At 60.5% G+C, this 15,158-nt stretch carries 9 protein-coding genes and 1 rRNA gene; 5 read left to right on the top strand and 5 right to left on the bottom strand.

The window, feature by feature from the left end; all coding sequences use genetic code 11:
* From rrf to recD, 4 genes are all read left to right on the top strand, one after another.
* Positions 1-85, top strand: a 5S ribosomal RNA gene (gene rrf / locus P406_RS26750); the annotation flags it as partial.
* Between the two features lie 194 nt (positions 86-279).
* Complete coding sequence (gene recC, locus P406_RS04105) at positions 280-3,753, top strand: exodeoxyribonuclease V subunit gamma (RefSeq protein ID WP_046235422.1); 3,474 nt, start codon at positions 280-282, stop codon at positions 3,751-3,753.
* Positions 3,750-7,442 (top strand): exodeoxyribonuclease V subunit beta, encoded by a 3,693-nt coding sequence (recB, locus tag P406_RS04110; protein ID WP_046235423.1) that lies wholly within the window; start codon positions 3,750-3,752, stop codon positions 7,440-7,442. The genes recC and recB overlap by 4 nt, the downstream gene beginning before the upstream one ends.
* Positions 7,439-9,532: an exodeoxyribonuclease V subunit alpha gene (gene recD / locus P406_RS04115; RefSeq protein WP_046235424.1), complete on the top strand. Its 2,094-nt coding sequence runs from the start codon at positions 7,439-7,441 to the stop codon at positions 9,530-9,532. The genes recB and recD overlap by 4 nt, the downstream gene beginning before the upstream one ends.
* Before the next feature lie 107 nt (positions 9,533-9,639).
* Here the strand turns inward: recD and P406_RS04120 are convergent, their stop codons facing one another.
* From P406_RS04120 to P406_RS04140, 5 genes are all read right to left on the bottom strand, one after another.
* On the bottom strand, positions 9,640-10,056 hold the full coding sequence (locus tag P406_RS04120; protein ID WP_003371057.1) for a DUF6691 family protein: 417 nt from the start codon (positions 10,054-10,056) through the stop codon (positions 9,640-9,642).
* 2 nt (positions 10,057-10,058) lie between these two features.
* The gene (locus P406_RS04125; protein WP_003408393.1) at positions 10,059-10,493 is read right to left on the bottom strand and encodes a YeeE/YedE family protein; all 435 of its coding nucleotides are present in this window, start codon (positions 10,491-10,493) and stop codon (positions 10,059-10,061) included.
* Between the two features lie 219 nt (positions 10,494-10,712).
* Positions 10,713-11,123, bottom strand: a complete 411-nt coding sequence (locus tag P406_RS29670) for a hypothetical protein (RefSeq protein WP_046235490.1) — start codon at positions 11,121-11,123, stop codon at positions 10,713-10,715.
* Entirely contained in the window at positions 11,104-12,264 is a 1,161-nt protein-coding gene (locus P406_RS04135; RefSeq protein ID WP_046235425.1) for a polymorphic toxin type 44 domain-containing protein, read from the bottom strand. The genes P406_RS29670 and P406_RS04135 overlap by 20 nt, the downstream gene beginning before the upstream one ends.
* A gap of 240 nt (positions 12,265-12,504) precedes the next feature.
* Positions 12,505-13,452 carry a LysR family transcriptional regulator gene (locus tag P406_RS04140; protein WP_046235426.1) on the bottom strand — a complete coding sequence of 316 codons (948 nt, stop codon included), beginning with the start codon at positions 13,450-13,452 and terminating at the stop codon, positions 12,505-12,507.
* Positions 13,453-13,610: 158 nt separating this feature from the next.
* On the opposite strand from P406_RS04140, the gene P406_RS04145 reads away from it, so the two are divergent.
* Positions 13,611-15,137, top strand: coding sequence for a CoA-acylating methylmalonate-semialdehyde dehydrogenase (locus P406_RS04145; RefSeq protein ID WP_046235427.1), 1,527 nt, complete (start codon positions 13,611-13,613; stop codon positions 15,135-15,137).
* Positions 15,138-15,158 lie beyond the last annotated feature (21 nt).

Genomic DNA, 15,158 nt, shown 5'->3' on the forward strand with positions numbered 1-15,158 from the left:
ATCCCATCCCGAACTCAGTAGTGAAACGATGTATCGCCGATGGTAGTGTGGGGTTTCCCCATGTGAGAGTAGGTCATCGTCAAGATTAAATTCCAGAAACCCTCATCGCTTATGCGTTGAGGGTTTTTGTTTGTCTGGGGTTCCAGAAACCTCTGCATCCTCCTGAGCTCATAACTCTATCTCTCCGGCAGTCATCCAGACCCACGTGCTTATGGCAATCCGGCGCGCTTGCCCTTATGGTTCGGCATCAGGTTCCACGCACCCGTCAAGGAAGCAAGCATGTCCGTTACAACCTCTCTGAGTGCAGGCTTCATGGTGGTTCAAGGCAACCGCCCGGATGAACTGCGCAGTCTGGTTGTCTCCTGGATGCGGCGATATCCATTGGCGCCCCTGGAAAACGAGATTGCTCTGGTGCAGAGCAACGGCATTGCACAATGGCTGAAGCTGGCCTTGGCCGAAGATGCCCAGGATGAAGATAACGGTGGCTGTGGTATCGCCGCCGCCATAGACGTCCAGTTGCCCGGCAGTTTCATGTGGACGCTGTATCGCATGGTGCTGGGTGCGGACGAGATCCCCCAGACGTCCTTGCTCGACAAGACCCCTTTGACCTGGCGCTTGATGCGCTTGCTGCCGTCGCTGATCAATCAGCCACACTTCGAACCCCTGCAGCGCTTCCTGACCGACGACACGGATCTGCGCAAGCGCTATCAATTGTCCGAACGCCTGTCCGATCTGTTCGACCAATATCAGGTTTACCGCGCTGACTGGCTGGAAGACTGGGCCGCTGGCCGTCATCAATTGCGCGACGTACGCGGTCAGTCCAGACCATTGTCAGCTGCCAATTGCTGGCAAGCCGAACTGTGGCGCGCGCTGCTTGACGACGTCGGGGCTGAGGGGATGTCGCAGAGCCGCGCGGGCGTGCATCAGCGTTTCATCGAGCGCATCGGCAATATGACCGAAGCGCCATCGGGCTTGCCGGCACGGGTCATCGTTTTCGGCATTTCGTCACTGCCGGCACAAGCACTCGAGGCGTTGGCAGGGCTGGCCAGGTTCAGTCAGGTTCTGCTCTGTGTCCACAATCCGTGCCGTCACCACTGGACCGACATCGTCGCCGACAAGGACCTGCTGCGTCATCAGTACAAACGCCAGGCGCGCAAGAGCGGAATGCCGATGGTCCTCGACCCGCAAGCGCTGCATCAGCATGCTCACCCTTTGCTCGCGGCCTGGGGCAAGCAGGGACGTGATTACATCAACCTGCTGGACAGCCATGACGACCCACGCAGCTACCGCTCCTCGTTCAAGGACGAGCGCATTGATCTGTTCAGTGAAGCGCAGCCCACCACACTACTGAACCAGTTGCAGGACGATATTCTCGAGCTGCGTCCGCTGGATGAAACCCGTGAGCTCTGGCCGGCAGTCGATCCTCTCGAGGACCGCTCGATCCGCTTCCATGTGGCCCACAGCGCGCAGCGCGAAGTGGAAGTGCTGCATGACCAGCTACTGGCGAGATTCAGCAAAGACCCTGGCCTGCGCCCGCGTGACGTGATTGTCATGGTCCCGGATATCGACAGCTATGCCCCACACATACGCGCGGTATTCGGGCAGATCGAACGCGAAGATCGTCGCTTCATCCCCTTTACGCTGGCTGACCAGGGCCAGCGCGGCCGCGAGCCGTTGCTGATTGCCGTCGAGCACCTGCTCAAACTCCCGGACAGCCGTTTCCCGGTCAGCGAGATTCTTGACCTGCTGGACGTTCCAGCCTTGCGAGCGCGCTTCAGGATTCAGGAGCGTGACCTGCCAACGCTGCATCGCTGGATAGAAGGTGCAGGTATTCGTTGGGGGCTTAATGCTCAGCAGCGTGCTGGTCTGGGGCTGCCGGATGCCCTTGAGCAGAACAGCTGGCATTTCGGCCTGCGTCGCATGTTGCTGGGTTACGCCGTGGGTGCCGGCGCTGCTTACGACGGCATCGAACCTTACGATGAGATCGGCGGGCTTGATGCAGCGTTGATCGGTCCGCTGGTCGCGCTGATTGACGCCCTTCAGGTCGCCCACACAGAGTTGTCGACACCTACCACTCCGGAAGCGTGGGGTGCCCGCCTGCAATCGCTGCTGCAGTTGTTCTTCCTCGCCGACAGCGAGCATGACGATTACCTGCTTGCCCAGTTGGAAACACTGCGCGAGAACTGGCTGGAAACCTGTGCAACGGTAAGGCTGACCGATGAGCTGCCGCTGACCGTTGTGCGTGAGGCCTGGCTGGCCGGGCTCGATCAAGGACGCCTGTCCCAGCGTTTTCTCGCGGGCTCGGTCAACTTCTGCACGCTGATGCCCATGCGCGCCATCCCGTTCAAAGTGGTCTGCCTGTTGGGCATGAACGACGGCGATTACCCGCGCGCGCAACCGCCGCTGGATTTCGACCTGATGGGCAGCGATTACCGCCCCGGCGACCGTTCCCGGCGTGAAGACGATCGTTACCTGTTGCTGGAAGCCGTGCTCTCGGCCAGGGACCAGTTGTATGTCAGTTGGGTTGGCCACAGCATTCGTGACAACAGTGAGCGTCCAGCTTCGGTGCTCATCGGTCAGCTTCGCGATCACCTCGCCAGCGGCTGGAAGCTGGCCGGCGAGACCGACCCGGACGTTAAACAGGATGATGAGCGCTTGCTGAAAGCCCTGACTGTGAATCACCCCTTGCAACCCTTCAGCGCCAATTATTTCCACGCCGGCACGGGGTATTTCAGCTTCGCCCGCGAATGGCGCCTGCTGCATGAAACCGACATTCAGGTGCCCGTGCCTCAAGCACTGCCCGCTCATGAACAGGACGAACCGCTGTCCATTGCGCAGCTACAGGATTTCCTACGAAATCCGGTAAAGCACTTTTTCAGCCAGCGCCTGAAGATTTATTTCGAAGTCGCTGAAGCGCCGCTTGCCGACGAAGAACCGTTCGTGCTCGATGCCCTTGAGCGCTACGGCCTGAGTGAAAGCCTGCTTGGCGCTGGCATGTCCTCGCCGGACAACATGGATGCTGCTCTGCAGACTCAAGCGCTGAAACTGCAAGCCAGTGGCCTGTTGCCGCTCGCAGGTTTCGGCACCCTGATGCAGAGCGAGCTGATCGAGCCGCTGCCGGACGTACTCAGGCGCTACCACGATCTGTTGACCCTCTGGCCCGAGACCCTGAGCAGCGCTTTACCGATCAGCTTCAGCCATGCGGGTGTCAGCATCGACGGCTGGCTGGGCGGATTGCACCGTAATGCCCGTGGCGAGCTGTTGCTGGTCACCGCCATTCCCAACAGCATCGGCTCGAAAAAGACCCGCAAGTGGCACCGGCTGATTCGGCCGTGGGTCAATCATCTGGTGGCGTGCGCCTGCGATCTGCCGTTGAGCACGGCACTGGTCGCCAGTGATGAAACCCTGATGCTGGAGCCGCTGGACAAGGCGAGTGCCGTCACCACGCTCAATCACTTGCTGACGGCCTGGCTGCACGGCATGCAGGAACCCCTTCCGGTCGCGGTCAAAACCGCCTTCGCCTGGTTGGGCCAGCCTGCCGACAAAGCCGAAGCGGCCGCCCGCAAAGCCTACGAAGGTGACGGACAGACCACCGATGGCGAGCGTCGCGAAAGCACGGCACTGGCTCGGCAGTTCCCGGACTTTGACGCACTGATGGGCAGTGAAGAATTCGCAGGCTGGTGCGAGACGCTCTACAAACCGATTTACGAAGCGCCCTGGCAGTCGTTGTCCGGCGGGGAGGGCGGCGCATGAGCGAGCAATCCCTTCCTCTCGCGCTGCGCTTTCCACTACGCGGCAGCCAGTTGATCGAGGCCAGCGCCGGGACCGGCAAGACCTTCACCATCTCCGCTCTGTACTTGCGTCTGGTGCTCGGCCACGGCACCGAACAGTCCGGCTTTGGTCGCGAACTGCTGCCGCCGCAGATCCTTGTGGTGACCTTCACCGACGCCGCGACCAAAGAGTTGCGTGACAGAATTCGTACCCGGCTGGCGGAGGCTGCACGCTTCTTCCGTGACGAGATCGCCGCCCCCGATGGCCTGATTGCCGACCTGCGTGAACAGTTCGAAGCGTCGCTATGGCCAGCCTGCGCCAGCCGTTTGGACATCGCCGCACAGTGGATGGACGAGGCCGCGGTCTCGACCATCCACAGTTGGTGCCAGCGCATGTTGCGCGAGCATGCATTCGACAGCGGCAGTCTGTTCACCCAGACGCTGGAAACCGACCACAGCGATTTGCTCGGCGAAGTCCTGCGTGATTACTGGCGCCGCTTCTGCTACCCCATGAGCGGCGACGCATTGCTCTGGGTGCGGGAAAACCTAAGCGGTCCGGCGGCGTTGCTGCCGCGTGTGCGAGGTCTGTTCGGACGCGATCGCAGCCCACTCACCCAGGAACCGGCCGAACTGATCGCGGCGTCATTGCAAGAGCGCCGGGCAGCGCTTGCCGCGCTGAAAGCACCATGGGCCGTGTGGGCCGACGAGTTGTATGCGCTGTGTCAGGACGCGGTCGCCCGCAAGGCAGTCGACGGCCGCAAAATGCAGGAGCGTTATTTCAAACCCTGGTTCGAAAAGCTTGCCGCCTGGGCCGCTGACGACACACAGGAAGCGCTGGATCTGGGCACCGGTTTCACTCGCCTGACCCCCGACGGCATTGCCGAAGCCTGGAAGAGCGATCCACCTGCGCACCCGGCCTTCGAGGCCATGGCACAGTTGAAGGCGGCGCTCGACGGTTTGCCAAAACCCGATGCTGCCGTGTTGCAGCATGCGGCGCAGTGGGTCAGCGCGCGCTTTGAAGAAGAGAAGCGTCGCCGCGCCGAGATGGGCTTTGATGACATGCTGCTCAGGCTCGACGCTGCCTTGCATGGCGCTGGCGGCGATCGTCTGGCCACCCTGATTCGCGAGCAGTTTCCGGTGGCGTTGATCGACGAATTCCAGGACACCGACCCTGTGCAGTACCGGATCTTCGACAGCATCTATCGTCTCGAGGCCAACGATGAGCAGACCGGGCTGTTCCTGATTGGCGACCCGAAACAGGCGATCTATGCGTTTCGCGGCGCCGATATCTACACCTATCTGCGTGCCCGACAGGCTACCGATGGCCGTTGGCATACGCTGGACACCAACTACCGCTCCAGTCATGCGATGGTCGAGTCGGTCAACCACGTCTTCACGCGGGCAGAGCAACGTGAGCAAGGTCGCGGTGCGTTCCTGTTTCGTGATGAGCACGGCAATCAGGTGCCGTTCTCCGATGCGCTGGCCCAAGGCCGCAAAGAGACGCTGCACGTCGGCGGTGCACCCCTGACGGCGCTGACGGTCTGGCACCTGCAAAGTGACCAGCCGGTGTCCGGCGTGGTTTATCGTCAACAGTTGGCAGCCAGTTGCGCGAGCGAGATCGTGCGTCTGCTCAATGCCGGTCAGCAGGGTAGTGCCGGTTTTGTCACGCCCGACAGCACACTGCGCGGGCTGCGTCCGGCCGACATTGCGATTCTGGTCCGCGACGGCAAGGAAGCGCAGGCGGTGCGTCAGCAACTGACCGCGCGCGGCGTGCGCAGCGTGTACCTGTCCGACAAGGATTCGGTGTTCGCCGCTCAGGAAGCCCACGATCTGCTGTCCTGGCTCAAGGCCTGTGCCGAGCCGGACTCCGAACGCACGCTGCGTGCCGCGCTGGCGTGTATCACGCTGGACCTGCCGCTGGCCGAGCTGGAACGCCTGAATCAGGACGAGCTGGCATGGGAGCGGCGGGTCATGCAGTTTCGTGGCTATCGCGCCATATGGCGCAGCCAGGGCGTGCTGCCGATGCTGCGCCGTCTGCTGCACGACTTTGCACTGCCACAGACTTTGATGACCCGCAATGACGGTGAGCGAGTGCTCACCAACCTGCTGCACCTGTCGGAACTGCTGCAGCAGGCCGCCGCCGAACTGGATGGCGAGCAGGCGCTGATCCGTCATCTGGGCGACCACCTGGCACTCTCCGGTCAGGCCGGGGAAGAGCAGATCCTGCGTCTGGAAAGCGACGAGCAACTGGTCAAGGTGGTCACCATCCACAAGTCCAAGGGCCTGCAGTACCCGCTGGTATTCCTGCCGTTCATTTGCTCCTCGAAACCGGTTGACGGCAGTCGCTTGCCTCTTCAGTTTCATGACGCCGACGGCAAGTCACAGATCAGCCTGCAGCCTACCGAGGCGCTGATTCAGCAAGCCGATGATGAGCGTCTGGCCGAAGACCTGCGTTTGCTCTACGTCGCCCTCACCCGATCGGAACATGCCTGCTGGCTGGGCGTCGCTGACCTCAAGCGTGGCAATGCCAACACCTCGATGCTGCACCGTTCCGCACTGGGTTACCTGCTGGGCGGTGGCGCAGCGCTGGCCGAGTCGGCGGAGTTGAACCTCTGGCTGCGTGATCTGGCCCAGGGGTGTGAGGCGATTGCCTTGCAGCCTGTGCCGGAGCCCACCGACGAGCGCTTCAGTGCGCCGCGCAACGAAGCGGCGCTGGTCAAGCTGCTGGTGCCCAAACGCCGCGCTGCCGAGAACTGGTGGATCGCGTCCTACAGTGCCCTGCGTATCGGCGACACGGTAACGGCCGGTGCCGATGAATCGCCTGACAGCCCGCAGGCACAGAAACTGTTCGACGACGAGCGTCTGGACCCCGAAGCCCCGCGCGACATCCTGACCAGCGGCGGCGATATCCATCGTTTTCCGCGTGGCCCCAATCCCGGCACCTTTCTGCACGGGCTGCTCGAATGGGCTGGCAACGAAGGGTTTGCGATGACTGCGCACGCGCCAGAGAAACTGCAGGACGCCGTCGCCCGGCGCTGCAATCGACGCGGTTGGTCAGGCTGGATCAATACCCTGAGCGATTGGCTGCAGCACATGCTGAACATGCCGTTGCGCTTGTCTCCTGATGCCGCACCGGTGGCCCTGGGCGAACTGGATCAGCCCAATCAGTACCGTGTGGAGATGGAATTCTGGTTCGCCAGCAATAACGTCAACGTCGCGCAAATGGACGCCCTCGTGCGCCGCTTCACCCACGACAACGCGCCGCGTGCTGCGACCGAGACGGTCTCGCTCAACGGCATGTTCAAGGGCTTTATCGACCTGACGTTCGAACATGAGGGCCGGTATTACGTGGCCGACTACAAGTCCAACTGGCTGGGCAGTGACGACAGTGCGTACACCCAGCTGGCGATGGAAACCGCCATTCTCGACAACCGCTATGACCTGCAATACGTCCTCTACCTTCTGGCTCTGCACCGTCAGCTCAAGACGCGGATGGCCGACTACGATTACGACCAGCACATCGGCGGCGCGCTATACCTGTTTCTGCGGGGCAGTCGTTCGGCCTCTCAGGGAGCGTACTTCACCCGTCCGCCACGTGAGCTGATCGAAAATCTGGACCTGTTGTTTCAGGGCAAACCGATAGCGCATGACCTGCCGGGAGCATTGGCATGAGCCGCTCGTTCGATGATCTGTTGCCTACCGCGCTGGACGATATCAGCCTCGCTGAGTTGAGCCCGCTGACGCGTGTCAGCGATCTGCTGATCCTGCTCGAGCGCTGGGTCGAGCGCGGCTGGTTGCGTGCTCTGGACAAGGCGTTCGTCGCGTTCCTCAGTGACCTCGATCCGCAGGCCGATCCGTTGGTGCTGGTGGCAGCGGCGCTTACCAGCCATCAGCTCGGCCACGGTCACGTCTGCCTTGATCTGTACGAGACCCTCAAAGAACCGGATTTCGCCCTGTCACTGCCACCTGAAGGCGATCAGCAGAGCGCGCCGATGCTGCTGCCCTCACAACTGCTGGCAGCGCTGGATGGCGCCGCCTGGTGCCAGGCGCTGGCAGGCAGCATGCTGGTCGCCGAGGTGGGCGATTCAAGTGCCGAAGCGCGACAAAAACCACTGGTGCTGGCCGAGCGACGTCTGTACCTGCGTCGCTACTGGACTTACGAGCGGCGTATCGCAGCAGCCTTGCGTCAGCGCCTGGCCCAGCGTGAAACGCCGCCGGAGGGTCTGCCGCAGCAGCTCGACGCATTGTTCGGCCCGGCCAATTCTTCGCCACAAGCTGTCATCGACTGGCAGAAACTTGCCTGCGCGCTGGCGACCCGCAAGGGCTTCAGCATCATCACCGGCGGCCCCGGCACCGGCAAAACCACCACGGTGGTACGCCTGCTGGCCTTGTTGCAAGCCCCGGCGGTACAGAATGGCCAGCCGCTGCGTATCCGTCTCGCGGCGCCCACCGGCAAGGCGGCGGCACGTTTGACCGAGTCCATCAGCCAACAGGTGCAGAGCCTGGATGTGAGTGACAACGTACGACAGAAAATCCCCAGCGAGGTGACCACCGTCCACCGTCTGCTGGGCAGTCGGCCCGGTACCCGCCACTTCCGCCACCACGCGGGCAATTTGCTGCCGCTCGACGTGCTGGTGGTTGATGAAGCGTCCATGATCGACCTGGAAATGATGGCCAATCTGCTCGACGCACTGCCGCCGCATGCACGCATGGTTCTGCTGGGCGACAAGGACCAGCTGGCGTCCGTTGAGGCGGGGGCGGTCCTCGGGGATTTGTGCCGCGACGCCGAAGAAGGTTTCTACAGCCCCGACACCCAGGCCTGGCTGGAAGCCGTCAGCGGCGAAGACCTCGGCAAGGGCGGTTTGCGCCAGGGCGATGCGCAGCAGCATCCGTTGGCTCAGCAAGTGGTGATGTTGCGCCACTCGCGTCGATTCGGGCAAGGCAGCGGCATCGGCCAGTTGGCCCGGCTGGTCAACCAGCAACAGGACCAACAGGCCCGCGCGCTGCTTGCGGCGGGCAGTCATGACGACCTGTTCGCCCTGGCTCTCAAGGGCGAGCAGGACCTCAAGTTCGAACGCCTGGTGCTCGACGGTCTTGGCAGGGGCGAGCAAGGCCCGCAGGGTTACCGGCATTACCTGAACGTACTCGCCGCCGAGCGTCCCGCCGACGATTCGGCACTGGACGACGCGTGCTGGACCCGTTGGGCGCGCTCGGTACTCAGCGCCTTCGACGCCTTTCAACTGCTGTGTGCCGTACGCAAAGGACCGTGGGGCGTGGAGGGCTTGAACCAGCGCATCACTCACGCGCTGTTCAGCGCGAAGCTGATCGAAAGCGAACAGCAATGGTACGAAGGTCGCCCGGTGCTGATGACCCACAACGACTATGGCCTCGGCCTGATGAACGGCGACATCGGCATCACCTTGCGCCTGCCCGAGCGCGACGGCGAGGGCAAACAGGTACTGCGCGTCGCCTTCCCCCGCAACGACGGCAGCGAAGGCGTACGCTTCGTCCTGCCCAGCCGCCTCAACGAGGTCGAAACCGTGTACGCCATGACCGTACACAAATCCCAGGGCTCGGAATTCGCCCATACCGCCCTGATCCTGCCCGAAGCGCTCAACCCGGTACTGACCAAGGAGCTCATCTACACCGGCATCACCCGCGCCAAGCACTGGTTCAGCCTGATCGAACCGCGCCAGGGCATCTTCGAAGAAGCTCTGCGCCGCAAGGTCAAACGTCTGAGTGGTTTGATGTTGGGGCTTTGATCAGCAGTCGACTCTCGTGCCGATGCTCTGCGTTGGCATTCTGTCGGTGATGCTTTGCGAGGGCTGTCAGTCCTGTGGGCGCAGCCCCGGCCGCAACAACCTGAGAGTTACGTGCGTCGTTTCTCGAGAGCGGAAAACAGGTACATACCGGCCAGTAAGGCTAATAGGAATATGAGGATTTTCCAGTGTCCTGTAAGCAGAGTGGCGACCGCTGGCCCAGGGCAGATTCCCGCAATGCCCCAGCCAATCCCGAACACCAGGCTGCCAACGATCAAGCGCGCGTCCAGCTGGGTTTTCACCGGGAGCTGCATACGGGCACCCAGCAAGGATTGCCTGTTCCTGCGCGCCCAGTTCAGGGGGACGACCGCCACCGAGATGGCACCTGCCATTACTAGAGCAAGCGATGGATCCCACGTTCCGCTTACATCAAGAAAAGCCAATACCTTGGCAGGGTTTGCCATGCCAGCCAAAAGCAGACCGAAGCCAAATATCAAGCCTGCAAAAAATGCGGTCACCTTGAGCATCTTCAGACCCCCAGTACATGGCGACTGACGTATACCGTCGCAAATCCGGTAGCCATAAAGCATAGCGTCGCCACGATGGAGCGAGGAGACAAGCGGGATATCCCGCACACGCCATGACCACTCGTACAGCCCGAACCGTAACGGGTACCCACGCCAACGAGCAGGCCCGCGATGACCAGGGCGGGCCATTCTGAATTAATCTCTATCTCCGGCAACGCTGTGAACGCCGCCCACAATAATGGCGAAATCAACAGGCCAAGCAGGAACAGCGCCTTCTCGCCCCAACCTTCACTGCCCCATTGCAAAAAGCCCCCCAACACGCCGCTGATGCCGGCAATACGACCATTCGCGAGAACGAACAAGCTGACGGCCAGCCCTATCAAGGCTCCTCCGCACAATGACGTCCAAGGTGTGAAGTTGATCCAATCAATGCTCATTTCGTATTTCCTGCACAAAGGGGGGCCTGTGGGGGGACGTTGACTGGTAAAGCACTATCACCGGCATGATAACCATCTGCCCGGGTGGGTTGCGCGGCTGCTGTGCGAGAGTTAATGGAGGAGTCAGCTATCGGCTCGGCTTACCAAGGCAGCCATGGGAGTATCTTCTGTGTTTACTCATTGGCTGTGCCGAGTTTGACTTGGCGCTGGTAGCACGCCTCAGGGCCGGAAGGGATCAGGTTCGCCCTCACATTTTTTCAAGCGTTCAATAATGGCGGGAGATGTTTTGTTAATGTCGACTCTACCCGATTCCGTTAGGTATATATCTAACGTAGCCCAGCGCTTGGGCGTTATGTCGATACATCTCATATGGCCCTTGATGGGGCCCCAAAAGAAAACCATAAAAAAGTCTTCATCGGGGAATAGATGACCAACATCAGATGACGCTTCTCCCGGAAGCATCCTCTCTCTATGAATTTGGTGTTGCGTATCCCATACTAAACGAAGTTCATCCGTAGCTTCTTTGGAGTAATGAATAACTACGCTGGGGGCAGCAGCATACCAAGCCGTTAGCAGAGCTATAAACGCGAACAGAACTGCATGACGCAACTTAAGTTTTCTCACATTGATGATCAATGACACCCGCTCCCCATGCTTGTGGTGCAACCGAAAGAACCTCTTCCATTATCATTTTCGCTGTTATGCCGCCATGAGGATGCAGGTTAAAGAGTTTAATCCCGATCCCGACAGATATTCGGTCGGGATCGTCGTCCCAGGCGCGGAGTCCCTCTACGTTCTCGGCACGTTGAGGTCCCCGGTATTTTCTGCTTACCGGTGGTTTTGTTATGTCACTGATCGCCCCGACAGAGTCTGAGACTATCTGCTCTAACCCCGCACCGTCGGCAAGCACGCTTTCTGAAAGACCGCCTGCGCGGCCAACATAACCGTAGTGGATGTTAGACCAAATATCATAAAAATACTCGTACTCTCCTTGCTTGTGGTAATACCCACCGAACTTCTTATGGATTTTCGGCTTGTGGTCCCAATCCCTATACTGCCCTACACGCTCAGTCCAAATCACCAACGCAGCAGCGCCATTTGCTGCGCCAATAGTTTGGGGGCTCGTCGCGCCAACTTGAGCATACCAAGGCAGGTCCATTTGCTTGCGAGTCTCTTCGGCAACGTCATAACTGAGCAGTTTTTTCATTTTCAAAACAGAAGGGTGATGAATATTGCGATTCATCTCGTCCGCAATGTATGTCGCCAGCTCTTCCATCCTGTCAGGGTGTTTGCAAACAACAGATTCCGCCCTTGGCTCAGGCTTCGCCTCTGACGCCTTACCGGCTGCCTCAGGGCCTACCGAAGCGTTCGCCGCCAAGGCTTTCTCCGTGAGCTTCGGGTCAGCCAGCAAGGTCGCCATCTTCTCGTCGTCCACGGAACCGTCTGGCCGGAAGGCCCCCAGCGCCATGAAGTTAATAAGGGTCGCGCCACCAGCGTCGCCCATGACGAAGCCGCCACCCACATTGCCTGAGCCCGTGATGATTGTCCCGCCGTGACTGGTGGGGCTTCCTAGGTGGGCCATAGGACGGCCATTCACCAGAATGGAAGGAAAGCCTGTAGTGATGACCGCGCCACACCCGCAGGTATCCCCCACACGTGCCGCGCCCATGCCGTTGATGTTGACGTCACCGGATGCAGAAGCGATAGGCGTTGTACCGTGACCCGGTAATGGGCAGGCGTGCTTGTCGCCCAATCGGGCTGAAGAAATCATTGCATGCCGTCCCTGCGTTTTGATCCGTAGACAACCAGCGTTTAGTTGACGCGTGGGAGGCTACCGGAAGCGCAAAAAGCGGTATGTAGGGGAAATCTTGGTTTTGCGAAGGACCTTGAGAACCTGATCGAAAAGTCGGGGTGACCTCAATGGGAGCGAACCAGCATCCGTGTCACAAACCGTCGGCCAACTCCGGTCTGCCCCCGCTACGATACGGCCACCTGATCCCTTGAAAATCGGTCACGACACAAAGTGAATAACGCGGTTTTCCCCCAACAGAAACCCCTTATTCAACTCCGTCACCTCCCGTATGTAATCCCACAGCAACGTAATCCGCTTGAGCTTGCGCAGATCCTCCCGGCAATACATCCAGAATTGACGAGTAATGTTCACTTCCTCCCTCAGCACCGGCAGCAGCCGTGGGTCTTGGGCGGCGAGGAAGCATGGCAGGATCGCCAGTGCGCGGCCCTGCAGGGCGGCGGTGTATTGGGCGATGACGCTGGTGCTGCGCAGTTGTGCCTGGGCGTTGGGCAGCAGGTTGCTCATGTACAGCAGCTCGGAGCTGAACGCCAGGTCGTCGACGTAGCTGATGAAGACGTGCTCGCTCAGGTCCGCCTTGTGTTCGATGGGCGGGTGGTTGTCGAGGTAGGCCTGGGTCGCGTATAGACCCAGGCTGTAATCGCAGAGCTTGCAACATACGTAGGGGCCGTGTTCGGGGCGCTCCAAAGCGATGACGATATCCGCCTCGCGTTTCGACAGGCTGATGAAGTGCGGCAGCGGCAGGATGTCCAGCGAAATGCTCGGGTAGCTGTCGAGAAAGTGGCTCAGTTGCGGGGTGATGAAGAAGCTGCCGAAGCCTTCGGTACAGCCCATGCGCACGTGCCCGGATAACGCGACACTGGACCCGGAAACCTGTTCGCAGGCCATGTGCAGTGTGCTTTCGATGGACTCGGCATAACCCAGCAGGCGCTGACCTTCTGCGGTCATGATGAAGCCGTTGTTGCGCGATTTCTCGAACAGCAGTGTGCCCAGCGAGGTTTCCAGCGAGTTGATGCGCCGCGACACGGTGGTGTAGTCGACGCCCAGGCGCCGGGCCGCGCTGCTGACTTTTCGAGTGCGTGCCACCTCGAGGAAAAACTTCAGGTCATCCCAGTTCAACAGCCCCAAGGAGGTGATGTTTTTTTGCATGTTGACCCTGCTTTTATCTGCGTTCTTGTTAGAAGTTTGCACATCTATACTCCAAAGCACGCCCCCTGACCAATTCAAAAACAAGACTGCCGGGAGGCCACGATCATCCTTCTGCACAGGCTGTGGATGCGTGGTTTGCTGAAGGGAGAATCGCTGAAATGAATGCCTCACTGAACCACACGACGACCTCGATTGCTCGCGTGAAACTGCTGATCAACGGCGAGTGGACTGACTCGCAAAGCAGCGAATGGCAAGACATCGTCAACCCGGCCACTCAGGAAATCCTCGCCCAGGTGCCATTCGCCACGGCCAGTGAAGTGGACGCCGCCGTCGCAGCCGCTCACGCGGCCTATCTAACCTGGCGTGAAACCCCCATCGGTGTGCGTATGCGCATCATGCTCAAGCTGCAGGCGCTGATTCGCGAGCACTCCAAGCGTATCGCGGCGGTACTCAGTGCCGAGCAGGGCAAGACGCTGGCCGATGCCGAGGGCGATATCTTTCGGGGTCTGGAAGTGGTCGAGCACGCCTGTTCGATCGGCACGCTGCAAATGGGTGAGTTTGCCGAGAACGTCGCCAGTGGCGTTGACACCTATACCCTGCGCCAGCCGATCGGCGTGTGCGCCGGGATCACGCCGTTCAACTTCCCGGCGATGATTCCGCTGTGGATGTTTCCGATGGCGATCGCCTGCGGCAATACATTCGTGCTCAAGCCTTCTGAGCAGGATCCGCTGTCGACCCTGTTGCTGGTCGAGCTGGCGATCGAGGCGGGGGTGCCGCCCGGTGTGCTCAACGTGGTGCATGGTGGCAAGGTGGTGGTGGACGCGATTTGCACGCACAAGGACATCAAGGCTGTTTCCTTCGTCGGTTCGACGGCGGTCGGCACGCATGTCTACGATCTTGCCGGTCGGCATGGCAAGCGGGTGCAGGCAATGATGGGGGCGAAGAATCATGCCGTGGTGCTACCCGACGCCAATCGCGAGCAAACGCTGAACGCGCTGGTGGGCGCAGGTTTCGGTGCGGCGGGTCAGCGGTGCATGGCGACTTCTGTGGTGGTGCTGGTCGGCGCGTCTAGACAGTGGCTGCCCGACCTCAAGGCGCGGGCGCAGAAACTCAAGGTCAATGCCGGCCAGGAACCGGGCACTGATATCGGACCGGTGATTTCACGAAGGGCCAAACAACGCATTCTGGATCTGATCGAGAGCGGTGTGCGTGAAGGCGCGAAACTGGAACTGGATGGTCGGGAGGTTTCAGTGCCGGGTTACGAGGGCGGCAACTTCGTAGGGCCGACCCTGTTCTCGGGCGTCACCGCCGACATGCAGATCTACACCCAGGAAATTTTCGGGCCGGTGCTGGTGGTGCTGGAAGTCGATACCCTCGATGAGGCTATCGCGCTGGTCAACGCCAACCCGTTCGGCAATGGCACCGGGCTGTTCACCCAGAGCGGTGCGGCGGCACGCAAGTTCCAAAGCGAGATTGATGTCGGGCAGGTCGGGATCAATATTCCGATTCCCGTGCCGGTGCCGTTTTTCAGTTTCACTGGCTCGCGGGGTTCCAAACTGGGCGATCTGGGCCCGTACGGCAAACAGGTGGTGCAGTTCTACACTCAGACCAAGACCGTCACCAGCCGCTGGTTCGATGACGACAGCGTCAACGATGGCGTGAACACCACTATTAATCTGCGCTGAGCGCTGGCGGTCAATTCGCCC

It is taken from the genome of Pseudomonas syringae pv. coryli str. NCPPB 4273, from assembly GCF_000972175.1.
Taxonomy (GTDB): domain Bacteria; phylum Pseudomonadota; class Gammaproteobacteria; order Pseudomonadales; family Pseudomonadaceae; genus Aquipseudomonas; species Aquipseudomonas syringae.

What these genes read in the sequence shown, in the direction of transcription:
- recC (WP_046235422.1), top strand. Translation starts at nt 280, where the DNA reads ATGTCCGTTACAACCTCTCTGAGTGCAGGCTTCATGGTGGTTCAAGGC.
- recB (WP_046235423.1), top strand. Translation starts at nt 3,750, where the DNA reads ATGAGCGAGCAATCCCTTCCTCTCGCGCTGCGCTTTCCACTACGCGGC.
- recD (WP_046235424.1), top strand. Translation starts at nt 7,439, where the DNA reads ATGAGCCGCTCGTTCGATGATCTGTTGCCTACCGCGCTGGACGATATC.
- P406_RS04120 (WP_003371057.1), bottom strand. Translation starts at nt 10,056, where the DNA reads ATGCTCAAGGTGACCGCATTTTTTGCAGGCTTGATATTTGGCTTCGGT.
- P406_RS04125 (WP_003408393.1), bottom strand. Translation starts at nt 10,493, where the DNA reads ATGAGCATTGATTGGATCAACTTCACACCTTGGACGTCATTGTGCGGA.
- P406_RS04135 (WP_046235425.1), bottom strand. Translation starts at nt 12,264, where the DNA reads ATGATTTCTTCAGCCCGATTGGGCGACAAGCACGCCTGCCCATTACCG.
- P406_RS04140 (WP_046235426.1), bottom strand. Translation starts at nt 13,452, where the DNA reads ATGCAAAAAAACATCACCTCCTTGGGGCTGTTGAACTGGGATGACCTG.
- P406_RS04145 (WP_046235427.1), top strand. Translation starts at nt 13,611, where the DNA reads ATGAATGCCTCACTGAACCACACGACGACCTCGATTGCTCGCGTGAAA.